Here is a 16,005-nt window from a genome sequence, read left to right on the forward strand (position 1 = left end):
ATTAACGATCAAGCCTCGCGGAAGCGGTAGCCTACGCCATAGAGCGTCTCGATCATATCGAAGTCGTCATCGACCACCTTGAACTTCTTGCGCAGCCGCTTGATGTGGCTGTCGATTGTCCGATCGTCGACATACACTTGATCATCATAGGCCGCATCCATAAGCGAATCCCGGCTTTTCACCACCCCCGGCCGCTGGGCGAGCGCGTGAAGAATGAGAAACTCCGTCACCGTCAAGGTCACGGGGCTGTCTTTCCATGTGCAGGTATGACGCTCCTGATCGAGCACCAGATTGCCGCGAACAATTGACTGCGCAGCGGTCGTCGTGTCGCCCTTCAGGGTGATCTCGCGTGCGGCTGTCCTGCGCAACACCGCGCGCACGCGCTCAACCAGAAGACGCTGGGAGAAGGGCTTGGTGATGAAATCGTCGGCGCCCATCTTCAGCCCGAACAACTCGTCGATCTCGTCATCCTTTGAGGTGAGGAAAATTACCGGCAAATCGGATCGCTGCCGAAGACGGCGCAACAGTTCCATTCCGTCCATCCGAGGCATCTTGATGTCGAGGATGGCCAAACTCGGCTGACGGGCCATCAGTCCCTCGAGCGCGGAGGCGCCGTCGGTAAACGTCTCGACCCGGTAGCCCTCCGATTCCAATGCGATCGAAACAGAAGTCAGAATGTTCCGGTCGTCATCGACCAGCGCAATCGTCTGCATGCTGAAATTCTCCCCAGGCACGGCGTTCTGTCCCTTGCTCGTTACACAAAGCGAGCGGTTGACGCCTAAACTTGGCGCAAAATGTGGCACAGAACCCGTTGCGTGTCATTGCGACCCGGAGTTCCGCCGGGTGGATCACCACACAAAAATATTAAGCGGTAAGGTTAAGGTGGCCACCCTTCTCGTGTAAATCAAACGATTGAAATTTTTTTTTAAACCTTCAATCGATTAATTATTTGAATCATCTGGGCATTTCTGTTTCACGCACTAGACTGTTTAAACGGAAATCTAAACAGATTAAAAAAATTTGCAGGTGAACAAGGCTCCCGCAATCCGATCAATCGCAATGCTGTGGTGAGGACAATGACGAGAAACGGCTTGTATAATTCGACACACGGACTGGAGAAACAAGGTTTTCATGCTCCGCGCGCCGTCTATTACAACCTCACCGAAGCGGAATTGTATGAAAAGTCGTTGAAGCGGGACGAAGCGATACTCAGCGCTCACGGAGCTCTGGTCGCCCGTACCGGGGCCCATACCGGCCGGTCCGCCAAGGACAAGTTCATTGTCCGCGACGGGCAAGTCGACGAGAAAATCTGGTGGGACAACAACAAGTCGATAGCACCGGACGCATTCGACAGGCTTCACGCCGACATGCTCGCCCATGCCGACGGAAAAGATCTATTCGTCCAGGATTTGCTGGGCGGTGCCGACGCCGATCATCGGATTCCGGTCCGCGTCGTCGGTGAGAACGCCTGGCATTCGCTCTTCATCCGCAATCTGCTGATCAGACCGGAGCGCGACGCGCTGCGTTCGTTCGTGCCGAAGATGACAATCATCGACCTTCCGTCCTTCACAGCAGACCCGGATCGGCACGGATGCCGCAGCGAAACGGTAATCGCAGTCGATCTCACACGCATGATCGTCCTGATCGGCGGCACGTCCTATGCCGGCGAAATGAAAAAGTCCGTCTTCACCGCGCTCAACTACCTTCTGCCGGAGAGCGGCGTGATGCCGATGCACTGCTCAGCCAATGTGGGAAATGACGGCGATGTGGCGATCTTCTTCGGCCTGTCGGGAACCGGCAAGACCACGCTTTCGGCCGATCCTGCGCGCACGCTGATCGGCGACGACGAGCACGGCTGGAGCGAAAACGGGATCTTCAATTTCGAGGGCGGTTGCTATGCCAAGACCATCCGCCTTTCGGCCGAAGCGGAACCGGAAATCTTCGCAACAACACGCCGCTTCGGGACCGTGCTGGAAAATGTCGTCCTCGACGATGCCCGCGTCCCAGATTTCGACGATGGGACGCTGACCGAAAACACGCGTTGCGCCTACCCTCTCCACTATATCGCGAATGCGAGCGAGACCGGCCGGGCGGGACAGCCGTCGAACATCATCATGCTGACTGCCGATGCCTTCGGCGTGATGCCGCCGATCGCCAAGCTCACGCCGGCGCAGGCCATGTACCACTTCCTATCCGGATACACAGCGAAAGTCGCCGGCACAGAAAAGGGCGTAACCGAGCCCGAAGCAACGTTTTCAACCTGCTTCGGCGCGCCCTTCATGCCGCGACATCCGTCAGAATATGGCAATCTTCTGCGCGACCTAATCGCTAGGCACGGCGTCAATTGCTGGCTTGTCAACACCGGCTGGACCGGCGGAGCCTATGGAACGGGACAACGAATGCCGATCACGGCAACCCGCACTCTGCTGCAAGCGGCGCTCGGCGGAGCGTTGAGCGATTCGCTGTTCCGCACCGACCCTAATTTCGGCTTCGATATTCCGGTCTCCGTGGAAGGGGTTGATCCGGCGATCCTAGATCCCCGCGGCACATGGGCGGACGGGGCAGCCTATGACGAACAGGCGCGCAAGCTCGCCGACATGTTCATCGCGAACTTCGAGAAATTCGCCCATCATGTCGAGATCGACGTCATGGACGCAGCGCCTCGATTTCTTCAAGCCGCTGAATGAGCTGAAGTTAAACCTCTGAGAACGCCGGTGGCGTCCGTGACGAACGGGCGCTACTTTTCATATGGAGAGGCAGCGGATATCGTCTCCGGACAATCCGAGCGTCCCATGGCCCATCCGACCCAGCCCCTTCAGCCATTCACTTTTCCGCCGGACGACATGCGCCGACGCGCAGCTGATTTCGCCGAGCTGATGGCTAAGCGCCGAACTGTGCGCGACTTCTCACCGCGACCGGTCGACCGGGCGATCATCGAAAATTGCGTTCGCGTCGCGGGTACCGCGCCCTCGGGCGCCAACCAGCAACCTTGGCGCTTCGTCTGCATTTCCGAACCCGGTACCAAGCAGAGAATTCGCGAAGCGGCCGAGGCGGAGGAGCGGGAATTCTATGCAGGACGGGCGGGCGAGGAATGGCTTGATGCCCTGGCGGCGCTCGGGACGGACGCCAACAAGCCGTTCCTGGAAACCGCGCCGTGGCTTATCGTCATCTTCGCGGAGCGATACGGTGTTGGTCCTGACGGGAGGCGGACGAAGAACTACTACGTTCACGAGTCGGTCGGCATCGCGACAGGGTTCCTCGTCACAGCCCTGCATAATGCTGGCTTGGCGACCCTGACCCACACCCCGTCCCCAATGAGTTTTCTGTCCGACATCTGTGGACGGCCCGTGAACGAGAAGCCGTCCATCCTGCTGGCCGCAGGCTATCCTGCAGAAGACACGCGGGTTCCAGCCATTTCGAGGAAACCGCTCGGCGAGATCGTGAACTGGATCGAATGAGCACCGGCGACCTGGCGATTCGTTCGGGGTTCCAGCTTCCCGGCTGGTCGATGACGGAGGATTTCGTTCTTGCCCGCGGACCGGGCGGACAAAGCGTCAATAAGAATGCCACAGCCGTACAGCTGCGGTTCTTCCCACGCTCCGCAGGCGTCTTCACCGACGCCCAGTTCGAGCGACTGATCAAACTGGCCGGAAAGCGAGCGGCAAAGGATGGCAGTATCCTGATTCAGGCGAATCGCTTTCGGACGCAAGAGCGCAACCGGGAAGACGCCAGGGACCGGCTGCGGGCACTCGTCGCCAAGGCGTTGGAGCCACCACCGCCGCCGCGAAGGAAAACCCGGCCGACGCGCGGCTCGGTTGAGCGCCGCTTGAAGGCGAAAACCGTGCGCAGCGGCATCAAACGCGCGCGCGGCAAGGTCCTCGATGATGATTAAGGACGAAGAAACCGAAGGATCGATAGTGCACTTCGATCGTTTCCGTGCGAAACGTTCTAGACGAGCCACCTGAACCAAGAGGAATTCCCATGGGCTTTTTCGATTTCGTGAAATCCGCCGGCAAGAAGCTCGGTTTCGGCGACGACGAGGAAGAGAACGCAAAGGAGCTCAAGAAGGAGCTTGATTCGCACAAGATCGGCACCGAAGCCGTGAACGTGGAGATGAAGGGTGATACCGCGATCATCAAGGGTGCGGTGGCGGATCAGTCGGCATTCGAAAAAGCGGTGATTGCGGTGGGAAACACGCTCGGCATCTCCAAGGTCGAGGCATCCGAGCTCAAGGTGGTGCCGCCGGAGAGCGGCTTGAAACTCGATGCGAACACAGACATCAACGAGGTCATCGCGGCCGCCGGACCTGCAAACGACCCCAAGCTACACACAGTCGAAAAGGGCGACACGCTTTGGGCGATCGCGGAGAAGGCTTATGGCGACGGGTCGAGATACAACGAGATTTTCGAAGCGAACAAGCCGATGCTGAGCCACCCCGACAAGATCTATCCAGGCCAGGTTTTGCGCATTCCAGCAGCGGGCCAGGCGTGAGATCGGCGGCAGGAACGCAGGTCCCGAAGTGGACAAATCCATGGAGCATCTGCCACAGGGATTGAAGCACATTGCTAGTGCGCTGCCGGAGGACGAACAGCGAGCCCTCCTCGACGAGATCCGGAATACCATCGTGGAGGCTCCGCTCTATGTGCCGATGATGCCACGCACGGGAAAGCCGTTGGGCGTCAAGATGACGAATTGCGGCGAGCTCGGCTGGCTGACGGACAAGGAGAAGGGTTATCGATACGAGTCAACGCATCCGGTGACCGGACGGCCTTGGCCGCCTATTCCCACCAGGCTTTTGCGAATTTGGAACAAGGTCAGCGGCTACGGGCACCCGCCCGAGGCCTGCCTCATCAATTTCTATGAGCCGGGCACGAAGATGGGATTGCATCAGGACCGCGACGAGGACGAATTCGCCGCCCCGGTTGTCTCAATTTCGCTCGGCGATACGTGTCTTTTCCGGATCGGGGGCACCACCCGCAAAGGGCGAACCTCTTCACTGAAGCTCGCCAGCGGCGATATCGTCGTGATGGGCGGAGATGCACGGCTCAGCTATCACGGCGTCGATCGCGTTTATCCGGGGACGTCCACGCTGCTGAAGAACGGCGGTCGCATCAATCTGACGCTGCGCCGGGTGACGAGGCCATAACGCTCCCACCTTCCCACGCAGAGACTAATTCTTCTTTCAGGGCCACCCGGCCCCAGAACTCCGCATGGACCACCGTATATCCGGCCAGAATACTTGCGAATTCCGGGTTGTCGGTCAACGGATTCGTGGACGCAGTGGGTTCGGGATCAAGTACAACAATGTCGGGCGGCGTGGCAGTCCACATCCTGATCTTGTACGCGAGCGAAGCGGCGGTGCGGTCCTCGATTCGCGCGCGCCGCGCAGCGTCGACCGACGCGTCCCTAAGAAGGGTAGTGTATCCCCAGGCGACAATCCAATCCGAGCAGGTCCGCTCCAGCCACGTACCCCGCAGCATGCGTACTAGAGGGAAACCGGCTCCAATGTGACCGGAGACAGATGCCACGACTGGGTTGGGTGCGATCGCACGCAGACGAGCAACGAGGGCGTGCGGCGGTTCGAAGCGGTTCCATGTCAAGATGGTCAGAGAGAAAACCACACTCGCTGCCATCACCAGCGTCAGGAGAGGTGGGCCGATGGACAAACTCGCCCATTCGCGCAGGATCCAGCGCGCACCGGCGACCGCGATCGCCATTGCCGTGAGCGACAGGGCAGGCATGACGTGGTAGTTCCAGCCTTTACCTATGATCAGGAACGTGCAGTAGAAACCGAAGGCACCGGCGGCAAGAGCCCAGACCAACGGGTTCTCGCGTCGCGGTGCCACCGACATCATCAGCGCGGCAAGCACCACCCCAAGCACCAGCTGAATCCAATTCATGACTAGAACCAGCGTCACCAAAGAATGACGGAACAGATAGACATCCAGCATCAGAGGGACGATCTGCGAAAAATATTCCGGATACAGACGCCATAGAGACACACCATGAAGCACTGTTGCGATTGCAGCGATGAGAATTTCCGGAGTGAAAAGAACCCGAACGGAGCGGGCCGTGCCCGCTGCCAGCAGATAGGGAAACAGGAACACCAGTGCGTAATGGGGTTTGAACATCATGGTGATGGCTGCGCCGACACCTGCCACGGCGCTCCACACTAGGCGCGGCCGAAGATCGTTTTTCAAGTCCATGCGGCAAGCCGCTAAAACGAGCAGGGGAAGCGCCGACGCGACGCCGAAATGTTCCCGCTGAGAGAATGTGGGGGGCATGAGCAGGGTGAGTACGTAAAGCCCCGCTGGCACCAATATCCATCTCTCTCGGGACGTTGTGAGCCCGAGCCTTTCGCTCATCAGGAGGGCAACCGTACCGAAGCCGATAGTCCAGACATAGGTTCCCATTACTGTCCAATGTTCGGCAAGAACCGGGGTGACTGAACCGAGCCAGCCGAACGGAAGGTAAAGAAAAACCGACAGGGGCGGATTGTTTTCGACCACATCGACGTAGAGCCGTTCTCCCGCCATTATCCTTTCTCCGACGGTCAGCAGCCAGCTAACATCTGCATGCGTGCCGCTTGTGAACATGTGCCATGCCGATACCGCGAGAATGACGGTGCTGATCACCACCGAACCCGCATGGAGGCCGGAAACGGAAGTACCCACCCGGGAGTTGAGGGTATCTATCGCGGGAGCCGGCAGTGGTCCGTCCATTCCGCGTTCATCATGGGAGGTTCTCCTACGCATTGGTCAGATCGCAGCGGTGCTGTTTTCCGCCTGCACGCGGCTTGCGGTGCCGATGGGCCGCGCGATCGCCAACAAACCCAGTCCAATTGGCGAGTCAAACCGGCCGAGAATGTATTTTTCGGACCGGAACAACCACTTCATGACCGCGTTGGCCAGTCTTGGCGGCATGTCCGAGCCGCTCGAAGGGGCCTCCTTGCCCCTCGACAACCCTCGGTCAAGAAGCCGCGCGGCAGCGGCGGCCGGAAACAATGCCGAGTTGGTAAAGGTCAGACGCTCAATCGCATAGCCCGTCGAGCGCAGTACCTCGGCAAGGCCCGCTCGCGAATATCTGCGAAAGTGATGCAGGATCTTGTCGTGGTGGCTCCACAGCCATTGATGTGCTGGAACTGTCAGCAGAAGCCGGCCGCCGGGCGCAACAAGGCCAGAAATGGCCTCGAGCGCCGCGCCGTCCCTCTCGACATGTTCGAGCACGTCAAACAGGCAGATCAGGTCGAACTTCCCCTCGAAATTCGGCAGGCCGTCAGGGAGATGGCCGGCCAGCAAGCTGACCCCGGTTTTCTCGGAGGCGATGAGTCGGGCGTTGGCATCCATCTCAACCGCGGTCACCGTACCGTAGCGCGAGAGCATCGCGATGTTACCGCCGGTTCCCGCACCAATCTCCAGAATGGAAAGCGGCTCAGGCAACCCAAGCGAGTCGAGCACGGCGCCCGCCACTGCCCTGCGACCACAGAACCACCAGTGCAGATCCTCAGTGTCCGCCATTTTTCGATAGGCTGCCGGTTCCACTATTCGTCACCCTCGTAGACCTTACGCACCACGTAGACCGGGCGCCGTTTCACTTCCTCGTAGACGCGGCCGAGATATTGGCCAAGAACGCCGATGCCGATCAGCTGTACGCCGCCCAGAAACAGGATGCTCGTCATCAGGGACGTGTAGCCCGGCACGTCAGCTCCGATGAAGATCGCCCGTCCCGCGAGAAGACCGCCGTAAAGGAAAGCCAGCGCCGAAATGGCGCTTCCCACGTAGCCCCAGATTTCCAGCGGAAGGTTCGAGAAGCTGGTTATGCCCTCGAGAGCGAAATTCCAGAGCTTCCACGGCGTGAAGGTAGTACGGCCATCGGAGCGGGCTGCGCGTTTGTATTCGACGATCGCGGTCTCGAAACCGACCCAGGCAAACAGGCCTTTCATGAAGCGCCTACGTTCTGGCATGTCCTTGAGAACATCCAGAACAGCCCGATCCATGAGGCGGAAATCGCCAACATTTTCCGGGATCTGCGTTTTCGACAGCATATTATGCACGCGGTAGAACAAGAAAGCCGTCTTGCTCTTGACCAGCGTGTCGCTTGAGCGATCCAGACGCTTGGCGATGACGACGTTCGAGCCTTTTCGCCAATGCTCGAGCAGTTGCGGGATGACTTCCGGAGGATCCTGTAGATCAACGTCGATCGGGATGGCCGCGTCCGCGCTGCATGCATCGAGCCCCGCCGTCAGCGCGGCCTCCTTCCCGAAATTGCGCGACAGATCAATAATACGGATGCGCGGATCGGCCTTCTGGGCAGTGACCAACGTTTCAAGCGTCGAGTCAGTGCTGCCGTCATTAACGAAGATCAGGCTAAAGCCGAAATCGTCAGTTTCCAGCGGATCGATTATGTCACCAGTTTCATGCAAAAACGGCAGGATCGAGCCAGCCTCATTGAAGACCGGAACGATTAGGGCCACTATCGTGCGACGTCTTTCGTTCGTAGATCTGATGACTGCTCTTTCCAGCCTTCTTGAAGTGCCGCTGCGGTCCATTTTGGATCGGCTCCGGTTCAACAGACTTAACCATGTAAAGCCTAAAAATTGATTACAGCGGGTTGCTACAACTTCCTCAGCAGCACCTCTTCCACCATATGGTCGGAGCCCTTGCGCAGGATGAGGTCAGCCCGCGGGCGCGTGGGCTGGATGTTCTCTTTCAGGTTCCTCAGATTGATGTTGCTCCAAAGCCCCTCGGCGATGGAGAGCGCCGCGGTTTCCGACAGTTCAGCATAACGATGGAAGAAAGAGCGCGGGTCGCGGAACGCAGTCTGGCGCAACTGCATGAACCGGGTCACGTACCAGTCGTGGATCAGTTCCTCTGGCGCGTCGATGTAGATTGAAAAATCGAAATAGTCCGACACGAACGGCACCATCTTGCCGTCTTCCGGCAGGTCGCGGACCTGCAGAACATTGATGCCTTCGAAAACCAGAATATCCGGCCGGTCAATTGTGATGAACTCGTCAGGGAGGACATCGTAAGTCATGTGCGAATATATCGGCGCGCGCACCGCCTGTTCGCCAGCCTTGATCGCCGAGAGAAATTTCAGAACCGCGCTTACGTCGTAGCTTTCCGGAAACCCCTTGCGCTCCATGAGCCCGTGTTCACGGAGCACTGCGTTGGGGAGCAGAAAACCATCGGTGGTCACCAAGTCCACCTTCGGGCTCGATGGCCATCGGGCAAGCAGTTCCTTCAATATGCGCGCGGTGGTTGACTTGCCCACAGCAACAGACCCGGCAATCCCTATGATGAACGGCGTCTTGATCGCCTCGTCCACACTGAGAAAGCGCTTGCGCTGCTCAAAAAGACTTTGGGACGCTTCCACGTGCGCGTAGAGCAAGCGCGACATAGACAGATAAATGCGCCGGACCTCGTCGAGATCGACGGGGTCGTTCAGCGATCGCAGGCGCTTGACCTCGTCCTCGGTCAGCGTGAGCGGCGTGTCGGCGCGGAATGCGGCCCACTCCGACGCGGCGAAACGGCGATAAGGCGAGAGTTCGCTGCCCGACAGCTGATCGAAGGGATCGGGATCGTCTAGGGATGTGGATCGCTTCACCGACTGGTCCATCAGAGGAACAGGTCCCGCCTACCTACGCGCTGGCATGACGGACACATCATGTGATCTCAACTCAGTTCTCCCGGCGGCCAGCCTTCTCCTCAAGCCCCGATTGGGCGGTCCGTCTTTCGAGTTCCGCAAGAACATCGTCCACCGATATGTCCCGCATTCTCAGAACCACAAGTAAATGGTACAGGAGATCGGCGGCTTCCGCTACAAGCGCCCCCCGCCCCTCCCCGAGCGCCGCGATGACGGCTTCGACCGCCTCCTCGCCGAGCTTCTTGGTTGCCTTGTCCATTCCCCCGGCAACAAGCCTTGCGGTCCACGATGACGCATCGCCGGACGTGACCCGAGTGGCGATAATCGCTTCGAGATCGTGGAGCGTGAAACCGCTCATCGGGCTGCCTCCCTGTCCGTCTTGTACAAATCCTCCCGCACCTGGACTCCCGCCTTGGCCATGTGCCGCTTCGCCTCGGCGATCGTGTGGGTTCCGAAGTGAAAAATAGAGGCGGCGAGCACCGCGGTGGCGTGACCTTCGCGAATGCCTTCGACCATATGGTCAAGCGTGCCCACTCCCCCCGAGGCGATTACCGGCACACGCACTGCGTCGGCGACCGCGCGAGTGAGCGGGATGTTGTAGCCGATCTTTGTGCCGTCGCGGTCCATGGAGGTGAGCAGTATCTCTCCCGCCCCAAGACCGACCACCTTTCGAGCGAAGTCGACCGCGTCGATCCCGGTCGGCACGCGCCCGCCATGGGTGAAGATCTCCCAGTGCGGTTCGCCGTCGCCTTCGTCGACTGTCTTCGCATCGATCGCGACGACGATGCACTGGTTTCCGAACTTGTCGGCCGCTTCGGCAACCAGTTCCGGTCTTTGAACCGCCGCCGTGTTGATGGATACCTTGTCCGCACCGGCCAGCAGCAGCTTGCGCACATCTTCCACCGCGCGCACGCCGCCGCCAACGGTAAGCGGCATGAAGCACTGCTCAGCGGTGCGCGCAACGACGTCGTAAATCGTGTCGCGGTTGTCGGAGGAGGCAGTGATGTCGAGAAAGCACAACTCGTCCGCGCCCGCCGCATCATAGGCCTTCGCCGCCTCGACCGGATCGCCGGCATCGACCAGATCAACGAAGTTGACGCCTTTGACGACGCGGCCGTCCTTGACGTCGAGACAGGGAATGACGCGGGCCTTCAATGTCATGACGGTTTCTTTCCGCTCACGCGGCGCGGACTGGTTCTAGCAAACACGATCGCCCAGACGATCAGAAGGCAGACACCGATGGGTACTGTCGCCAGCATGGCCCAGCCGGCGAGCGCAGCGACGTTAAGCATCGGCGCGATGTCGGCCCCGGCAACAACGCACGGCAAGACCCTGTCGACCGCCTCGCATCCAACCAGCCAGCTAAGGCCGATCGCCAACAAAAACGCAATCAGTGGCGCGGACATGAATAGGAATATTGCCGCTAGGGCGGTGCCCGATCGCATCGGGCCCGTGCCTTTGCGGGCGTTTTCATTCATCGATCTGCTCCGCTCTCAGCACCGCCAGCGCCTCTGCAGGATCGATCCGGCCGTCATACAGCGCCCGGCCGGAGATCGCGCCTTCCAGCTTGGTGGCATCCGGCATCGTCATGCGGACGACGTCGGCGATGGAGGCAAGGCCCCCCGAGGCGATCACGGGGATCGACACCGCGTCGGCGAGGTCCAGCGTCGCGCCCCAGTTTATACCGGTCAGAATTCCATCCCGGTCGATATCGGTGTAAACGATCGCGGCGACGCCCGCGCCCTCAAATTTCCTCGCCAGTTCGGTGACGCCAAGTTCGGACTCCTCCGCCCAGCCCTCGACGGCAACCTTACCGCCTTTCGCGTCGATGCCGACGGCGACCTTTCCGGGAAAGCGCCTGCATGCCTCCATAACCAGTTCGGGATCGCGCACCGCGACCGTGCCGAGAATGACCCGCGCGAGACCCTTTTCGAGCCAGTTTTCGATATGGGCGAGCGTGCGGATGCCGCCGCCCAACTGCACGGGATTCTTCGTCGCCCCCAAAATCGCCTCGACGGCATCGCCATTGACCGACTGGCCCTCGAAGGCGCCGTTAAGATCGACCACATGCAGCCATTCGAAGCCCTGTTCCTCGAAGGCCCTGGCCTGGGCGGCGGGATCGGCGTTGTAGACCGTCGCCTGATCCATGTCGCCCTTAACGAGGCGCACGCACTGGCCGTCCTTCAGGTCGATGGCGGGAAACAGGATCTTCATGGCGACCATTTCAGGAAGTTGGCGATCAGGGCCAGTCCGAGGGCTTGGCTCTTCTCGGGGTGGAACTGGGTGCCGAACATGTTGCCTCGCGCGACCGCCGCGGTGACCGGCCCGCCATACTCCGTGCGGGCGACCACGTCGTCTTCTTCCGCTGCCGCCAGATGATAGGAATGGACGAAATATGCATGCAGCCCGTCCGGTCCTGTCGGTATGTCGTCGAACAGAGGATGGTCTCGCACAAGATCGAGCGTATTCCAGCCGATCTGCGGAATTTTTAGCGCGGGATCGTCCGGCGTCATTTCGATGGCATCGCCCGGAATCCAGCCAAGCCCCCGGGTGACGGTCTTTTCGAGTCCCCGCGACGACATAAGCTGCATGCCGACGCAAATGCCGAAAAACGGGCGTCCGTTCGATATGACGGCCTCGTTCAGCGCATCGACCATGCCAGGCACCGCATCGAGCCCCGATCGGCAATCGGCATAGGCGCCGACGCCGGGAAGCACGATGCGATCGGCGGACGCCACACGCTGCGCATCGGATGTCAGTTCGACCTCGGCGCTGCTTCCGCCCTCGCGCGCTGCGCGCTCGAAGGACTTCAGCGCCGAACGAAGATTGCCCGAGCCGTAATCAATGATCGCGACACGCATGGCCTAGGACCCCGTATCGCCGGAAAAGCCGAACATCACGTCGCTGTCGTCGACGGGCCGGGTAACATTGGCCACCGCCGGCACGGCAATAAGCGCGTTCGCCTTCGGTCGACGGCGCGCGAACCACCTCATTTCCGCTTCGCTCAGATCGGGTGCCTGGACGGCGCCGGCATCGCGATACCCCTCGCGCCGATACCTTCCCATGCGCATCGCCGGACCTTCAAGGGCGACGAAGACGCCGACCACCAGCCCAGCCAAAACGAGAGCGAGATCGCTCTTCAGAATCTCTCCGGCAAGTGCGAGTGCCACCGTCACCAAGAGTAGGCCTAGCGCGGCGAACCACAGGCGGTGCCACAAGAGCCAGAACAGTGGAAAGATGACCGCAAGAACTGCAAGGTCGTCGCGGATCATCACCGTATCGACCGTCCCGCCCGCCGGGCGCTGACGCTCCATGATCACGAAATTCGCCATGTGTCCCGCCTAAAGAAAACCCTTGGTCGACGGTATTGCATCCCGCTGTCGGCCGTCGATCTGCGAGGCCATGCGCAGCACCCTCGCCACTGCCTTGAAACAGGTCTCGGCTATATGGTGGCTGTTTGCGGCGTAGAAATTCTCGACATGCAGCGTCACACCCGCGTGTTGGGCAAACGCCTGAAAGAACTCGCGAACGAGTTCGGTATCGAATGTGCCAATCTTCGCTGACGGAAAATTCACCTTCCATACCAGAAAGGGCCGGCCGGAAATATCGATCGCCGCGCGGGTCAGGCTTTCGTCCATTGCCAGATCGAGACTGGCGTAACGGGTCACCCCGCGCCGGTCTGCAAGCGCCTCGGACACGGCCTTGCCAAGCACGATGCCGGTATCTTCCACTGTATGGTGGTCGTCGATGTGGAGATCGCCGTCCGCCTTGACCGTCATGTCGATCAGCGAATGGCGCGACAGCTGCTCCAGCATGTGGTCGAAAAAGCCGATGCCGGTGTTCATTTCATTCATGCCGGTCCCGTCAAGATCGACACTTGCGGTGATCCGCGTCTCGTTGGTCTTGCGGGTGATTTCCGCGGTTCGCGCTGCCATTGACGGTCGCCCTCTTGTTGCTCGCCGGGGCGGCGACTTGGCCTCATAACAAGGGTTTAGCGACATTACCAGTGCGAAGGGAGCCGGTTTGCATTCGCGTCTCCTCCGCTTACATAGCGGGAAACCCGAGCGCGGCCCGGCGGGCGGAACGAAGCCTCCCGCGCGGCTGAAAGGATCAATGATGAGCGAACACAATCCCTATGGAACCATGCACGCCACCACCATCGTCACCGTCCGCAAGGGAGGCAAGGTGATCATTGCTGGCGACGGCCAGGTCAGCCTCGGACAGACGGTGATCAAGGGCAACGCCCGCAAGGTGCGCAGGATCGGCAAGGACAGCGAAGTGCTTGCGGGGTTCGCGGGCGCCACCGCCGACGCCTTCTCGCTCCTCGATCGGCTTGAAAAAAAGCTCGAACAGTATCCGGGCCAGCTCATGCGTGCAGCTGTCGAACTGGCGAAAGACTGGCGAACCGACAAATATCTGCGCAATCTCGAGGCAATGATGCTCGTTGCCGATAAGTCGGTCTCGCTGTGCATCACGGGTAATGGCGACGTGCTGGAACCGGAACACGGGGTCATGGCGATCGGATCGGGTGGCAATTATGCGCTGGCCGCGGCGCGGGCGCTTGTCGACAGTGACATGGACGCGGAGGCAATCGCACGCCGCGCGATGGAAATCGCTGCCGACATCTGCGTCTACACCAATGGAAACACCGTTGTCGAAAGCATGGATGCGGAATAAGGCAGAGATCTCCTTCGTGCCGGTGCGACCGGACGATTATCCGCTCTTAGAGCGCTGGATGAGGAGGCCGCACTGGCGCCAGTGGTGGGGCGAGCCTGCGGTCGAATTAGGCTATATCCGCGCCATGGTCGGGGGCCGCGACAGCACCAAGCCCTTCATCTTTCGTGTCGGGGGCAGAGCCCTTGGCTATATCCAGTACTGGTCTGTCGGCGACGCGATCCGAGACGCCCATGACAACGATGCACCATGGCTGTCCGACCTTCCATCCGACGCGATCGGGGTCGATCTGTCGATCGGCGTGGAGAGCGAGCTTTCCAAGGGGATTGGCTCTGCGGTACTGTCCGCATTTCTCCGGAAACTGGCCCGGGAAGGTTACCGGTGCATCGTCATCGATCCGGACGAGACCAACCATCGTGCCATACGCGCCTATGAAAAGGCCGGCTTCGTAGCCTTTGGCCGCCATGTCGGCAATGACGGGGTCGCGCTGCTAATGCGGCTACCACCTGATCGCAAAGCAGAACTTGCCCGATGATCTCAGCCGAGAAACTCGAGCAGGCGGTAAGGCGCGGGATCATTTCCGTCGACCAGCGTGACGAACTGCTCGCGTTGGACGACGACCCGGATACCGGAGTGATCGAGGCTGCGAGGCCAGCCACCGACGAACCACTGCGCCTTGTTGGCGGCGGCAACGATCTTTTCGTGACGGTAGGCGTCGTCCTGCTGTTTGCGGGACTGCTTTTCGTTCTCCGGTCCACGATCGGAACCAGTACGCCGGTCATCGCAGGAATGCTTGGCATCCTTGTCTGGCTCGTCGCCGAATTTGTAACGCGACAGCGCCGCATGCGCCTCTCCAGCACACTCCTCGGGCTGGGATTTCTGGGTGCCGCAGCCAAACTCGTCTCCGTCTATCTGGAAGGTCGGATCGATCCGGACAGCCTACGGAACCCACTGCAATACGCCGCGCTGCGCCCGCAGGCGGGGATATGGTCCGCCATATTCTTCGGAGTAATCGCCGCTGCGGCAGTCATCTACTTCCTGCGGTTTCGTGTGCCGATCATGGCCGCAATCCTGGCATTATGCCTGACCGGCTTCGCCTTCGTCTCCACGACCCTGTTCTTCTATGACAGCGTGACTAGCGGTACCGTTTTGCTGCCGACGCCCGACCAGATACCGGACGTCATCGCTCGGGCGCTTTACGTACCGCTCGCTTGCGGTGTGATTATCTTTGTAACCGGTGTCGCATTCGACCTGCACGACCGCGAGCGCCATACCGTCTGGTCCGATTGCGCTTTCTGGCTGCATGTGATCTCGGCGCCATTGCTGGTACATCCGCTGTTCATTCTCGCGACTGGCCAGGAAGTGGTCTTCGGCGAGATCGAACCCGGCATGATCGCCTCGATCATGCTGGGGATGCTGTTCGGCGGCTTCGTTTATGTCGCACTGGCAATCGACCGGCGCTCGCTGCTGGTACCGACATTCGCCTATTTCGGCTCGCTCGGGATCTATTATCTGATCGACGGCGCGGCAAACACAACGGACATCCCGCCCTTCGCGCTTATCCTGCTTGTGATCGGTGGCCTAATTATCCTGTTCGGGGCTGGCTGGCAGAATATGCGCCGCTTGATTGTCGGATCGACGCTTCCCACATCGGTGCTATCCAAACTTCCTCCCATCAAAGTGTGA

Annotated in this window: 20 protein-coding genes; 8 read left to right on the forward strand and 12 right to left on the reverse strand. The window is 60.0% G+C overall.

Annotated elements, in window-relative coordinates:
* Positions 1-8: 8 nt before the first annotated feature.
* Complete coding sequence (locus LC298_RS03870; protein WP_131564504.1) at positions 9-713, reverse strand: response regulator transcription factor; 705 nt, start codon at positions 711-713, stop codon at positions 9-11.
* A gap of 363 nt (positions 714-1,076) precedes the next feature.
* On the opposite strand from LC298_RS03870, the gene LC298_RS03875 reads away from it, so the two are divergent.
* From LC298_RS03875 to LC298_RS03895, 5 genes are all read left to right on the forward strand, one after another.
* Positions 1,077-2,687 carry a phosphoenolpyruvate carboxykinase gene (locus tag LC298_RS03875; RefSeq protein WP_131564502.1) on the forward strand — a complete coding sequence of 537 codons (1,611 nt, stop codon included), beginning with the start codon at positions 1,077-1,079 and terminating at the stop codon, positions 2,685-2,687.
* 105 nt (positions 2,688-2,792) lie between these two features.
* Positions 2,793-3,458, forward strand: a complete 666-nt coding sequence (locus LC298_RS03880; protein WP_131564500.1) for a nitroreductase family protein — start codon at positions 2,793-2,795, stop codon at positions 3,456-3,458.
* Entirely contained in the window at positions 3,455-3,892 is a 438-nt protein-coding gene (gene arfB / locus LC298_RS03885; RefSeq protein ID WP_131564498.1) for an alternative ribosome rescue aminoacyl-tRNA hydrolase ArfB, read from the forward strand. The genes LC298_RS03880 and arfB overlap by 4 nt, the downstream gene beginning before the upstream one ends.
* 89 nt (positions 3,893-3,981) lie before the next feature.
* On the forward strand, positions 3,982-4,491 hold the full coding sequence (gene lysM / locus LC298_RS03890) for a peptidoglycan-binding protein LysM (RefSeq protein WP_131564496.1): 510 nt from the start codon (positions 3,982-3,984) through the stop codon (positions 4,489-4,491).
* Between the two features lie 40 nt (positions 4,492-4,531).
* Positions 4,532-5,146, forward strand: a complete 615-nt coding sequence (locus LC298_RS03895) for an alpha-ketoglutarate-dependent dioxygenase AlkB family protein (RefSeq protein ID WP_131564494.1) — start codon at positions 4,532-4,534, stop codon at positions 5,144-5,146.
* Here LC298_RS03895 and LC298_RS03900 read toward each other — a convergent pair.
* The 11 genes from LC298_RS03900 to hisB all read right to left on the reverse strand — a co-directional run bounded on the left by LC298_RS03900 (position 5,112) and on the right by hisB (position 13,580).
* Positions 5,112-6,722, reverse strand: coding sequence for a hypothetical protein (locus LC298_RS03900; RefSeq protein ID WP_131564492.1), 1,611 nt, complete (start codon positions 6,720-6,722; stop codon positions 5,112-5,114). The two genes, LC298_RS03895 and LC298_RS03900, sit on opposite strands and share 35 nt — an antisense overlap.
* 36 nt (positions 6,723-6,758) lie before the next feature.
* Positions 6,759-7,517: a class I SAM-dependent methyltransferase gene (locus LC298_RS03905; RefSeq protein ID WP_223385525.1), complete on the reverse strand. Its 759-nt coding sequence runs from the start codon at positions 7,515-7,517 to the stop codon at positions 6,759-6,761.
* 23 nt (positions 7,518-7,540) lie between these two features.
* The gene (locus tag LC298_RS03910; RefSeq protein WP_223385526.1) at positions 7,541-8,473 is read right to left on the reverse strand and encodes a glycosyltransferase family 2 protein; all 933 of its coding nucleotides are present in this window, start codon (positions 8,471-8,473) and stop codon (positions 7,541-7,543) included.
* Between the two features lie 140 nt (positions 8,474-8,613).
* Entirely contained in the window at positions 8,614-9,618 is a 1,005-nt protein-coding gene (gene coaA / locus LC298_RS03915; protein ID WP_131564486.1) for a type I pantothenate kinase, read from the reverse strand.
* Positions 9,619-9,679: 61 nt separating this feature from the next.
* Positions 9,680-10,003 (reverse strand): phosphoribosyl-ATP diphosphatase, encoded by a 324-nt coding sequence (locus LC298_RS03920; RefSeq protein ID WP_131564484.1) that lies wholly within the window; start codon positions 10,001-10,003, stop codon positions 9,680-9,682.
* A complete protein-coding gene (gene hisF, locus LC298_RS03925) occupies positions 10,000-10,806 on the reverse strand; it encodes an imidazole glycerol phosphate synthase subunit HisF (protein WP_131564482.1) in 807 nt (268 codons plus the stop codon). The genes LC298_RS03920 and hisF overlap by 4 nt, the downstream gene beginning before the upstream one ends.
* Positions 10,803-11,123 (reverse strand): hypothetical protein, encoded by a 321-nt coding sequence (locus LC298_RS03930; RefSeq protein ID WP_131564480.1) that lies wholly within the window; start codon positions 11,121-11,123, stop codon positions 10,803-10,805. The genes hisF and LC298_RS03930 overlap by 4 nt, the downstream gene beginning before the upstream one ends.
* On the reverse strand, positions 11,116-11,859 hold the full coding sequence (gene hisA, locus LC298_RS03935; RefSeq protein ID WP_131564478.1) for a 1-(5-phosphoribosyl)-5-[(5-phosphoribosylamino)methylideneamino]imidazole-4-carboxamide isomerase: 744 nt from the start codon (positions 11,857-11,859) through the stop codon (positions 11,116-11,118). The genes LC298_RS03930 and hisA overlap by 8 nt, the downstream gene beginning before the upstream one ends.
* Entirely contained in the window at positions 11,856-12,506 is a 651-nt protein-coding gene (gene hisH / locus LC298_RS03940; protein ID WP_131564476.1) for an imidazole glycerol phosphate synthase subunit HisH, read from the reverse strand. Before hisH ends, hisA begins: the two co-directional genes overlap by 4 nt.
* 3 nt (positions 12,507-12,509) lie before the next feature.
* Entirely contained in the window at positions 12,510-12,977 is a 468-nt protein-coding gene (locus LC298_RS03945) for a DUF2628 domain-containing protein (protein WP_131564474.1), read from the reverse strand.
* A 9-nt stretch (positions 12,978-12,986) separates the two neighbouring features.
* Complete coding sequence (gene hisB, locus LC298_RS03950; RefSeq protein WP_131564472.1) at positions 12,987-13,580, reverse strand: imidazoleglycerol-phosphate dehydratase HisB; 594 nt, start codon at positions 13,578-13,580, stop codon at positions 12,987-12,989.
* Between the two features lie 181 nt (positions 13,581-13,761).
* On the opposite strand from hisB, the gene hslV reads away from it, so the two are divergent.
* From hslV to LC298_RS03965, 3 genes are read left to right on the forward strand one after another with little or no spacing between them, the layout of a single operon-like run.
* A complete protein-coding gene (gene hslV, locus LC298_RS03955; protein WP_131564470.1) occupies positions 13,762-14,322 on the forward strand; it encodes an ATP-dependent protease subunit HslV in 561 nt (186 codons plus the stop codon).
* Positions 14,312-14,854, forward strand: coding sequence for a GNAT family N-acetyltransferase (locus tag LC298_RS03960; protein ID WP_158284654.1), 543 nt, complete (start codon positions 14,312-14,314; stop codon positions 14,852-14,854). Before hslV ends, LC298_RS03960 begins: the two co-directional genes overlap by 11 nt.
* Positions 14,851-16,005, forward strand: coding sequence for a hypothetical protein (locus LC298_RS03965; RefSeq protein WP_131564466.1), 1,155 nt, complete (start codon positions 14,851-14,853; stop codon positions 16,003-16,005). Before LC298_RS03960 ends, LC298_RS03965 begins: the two co-directional genes overlap by 4 nt.

Source organism: Oricola cellulosilytica, from assembly GCF_019966575.1.
Classification (GTDB): Bacteria; Pseudomonadota; Alphaproteobacteria; order Rhizobiales; family Rhizobiaceae; genus Oricola; species Oricola cellulosilytica.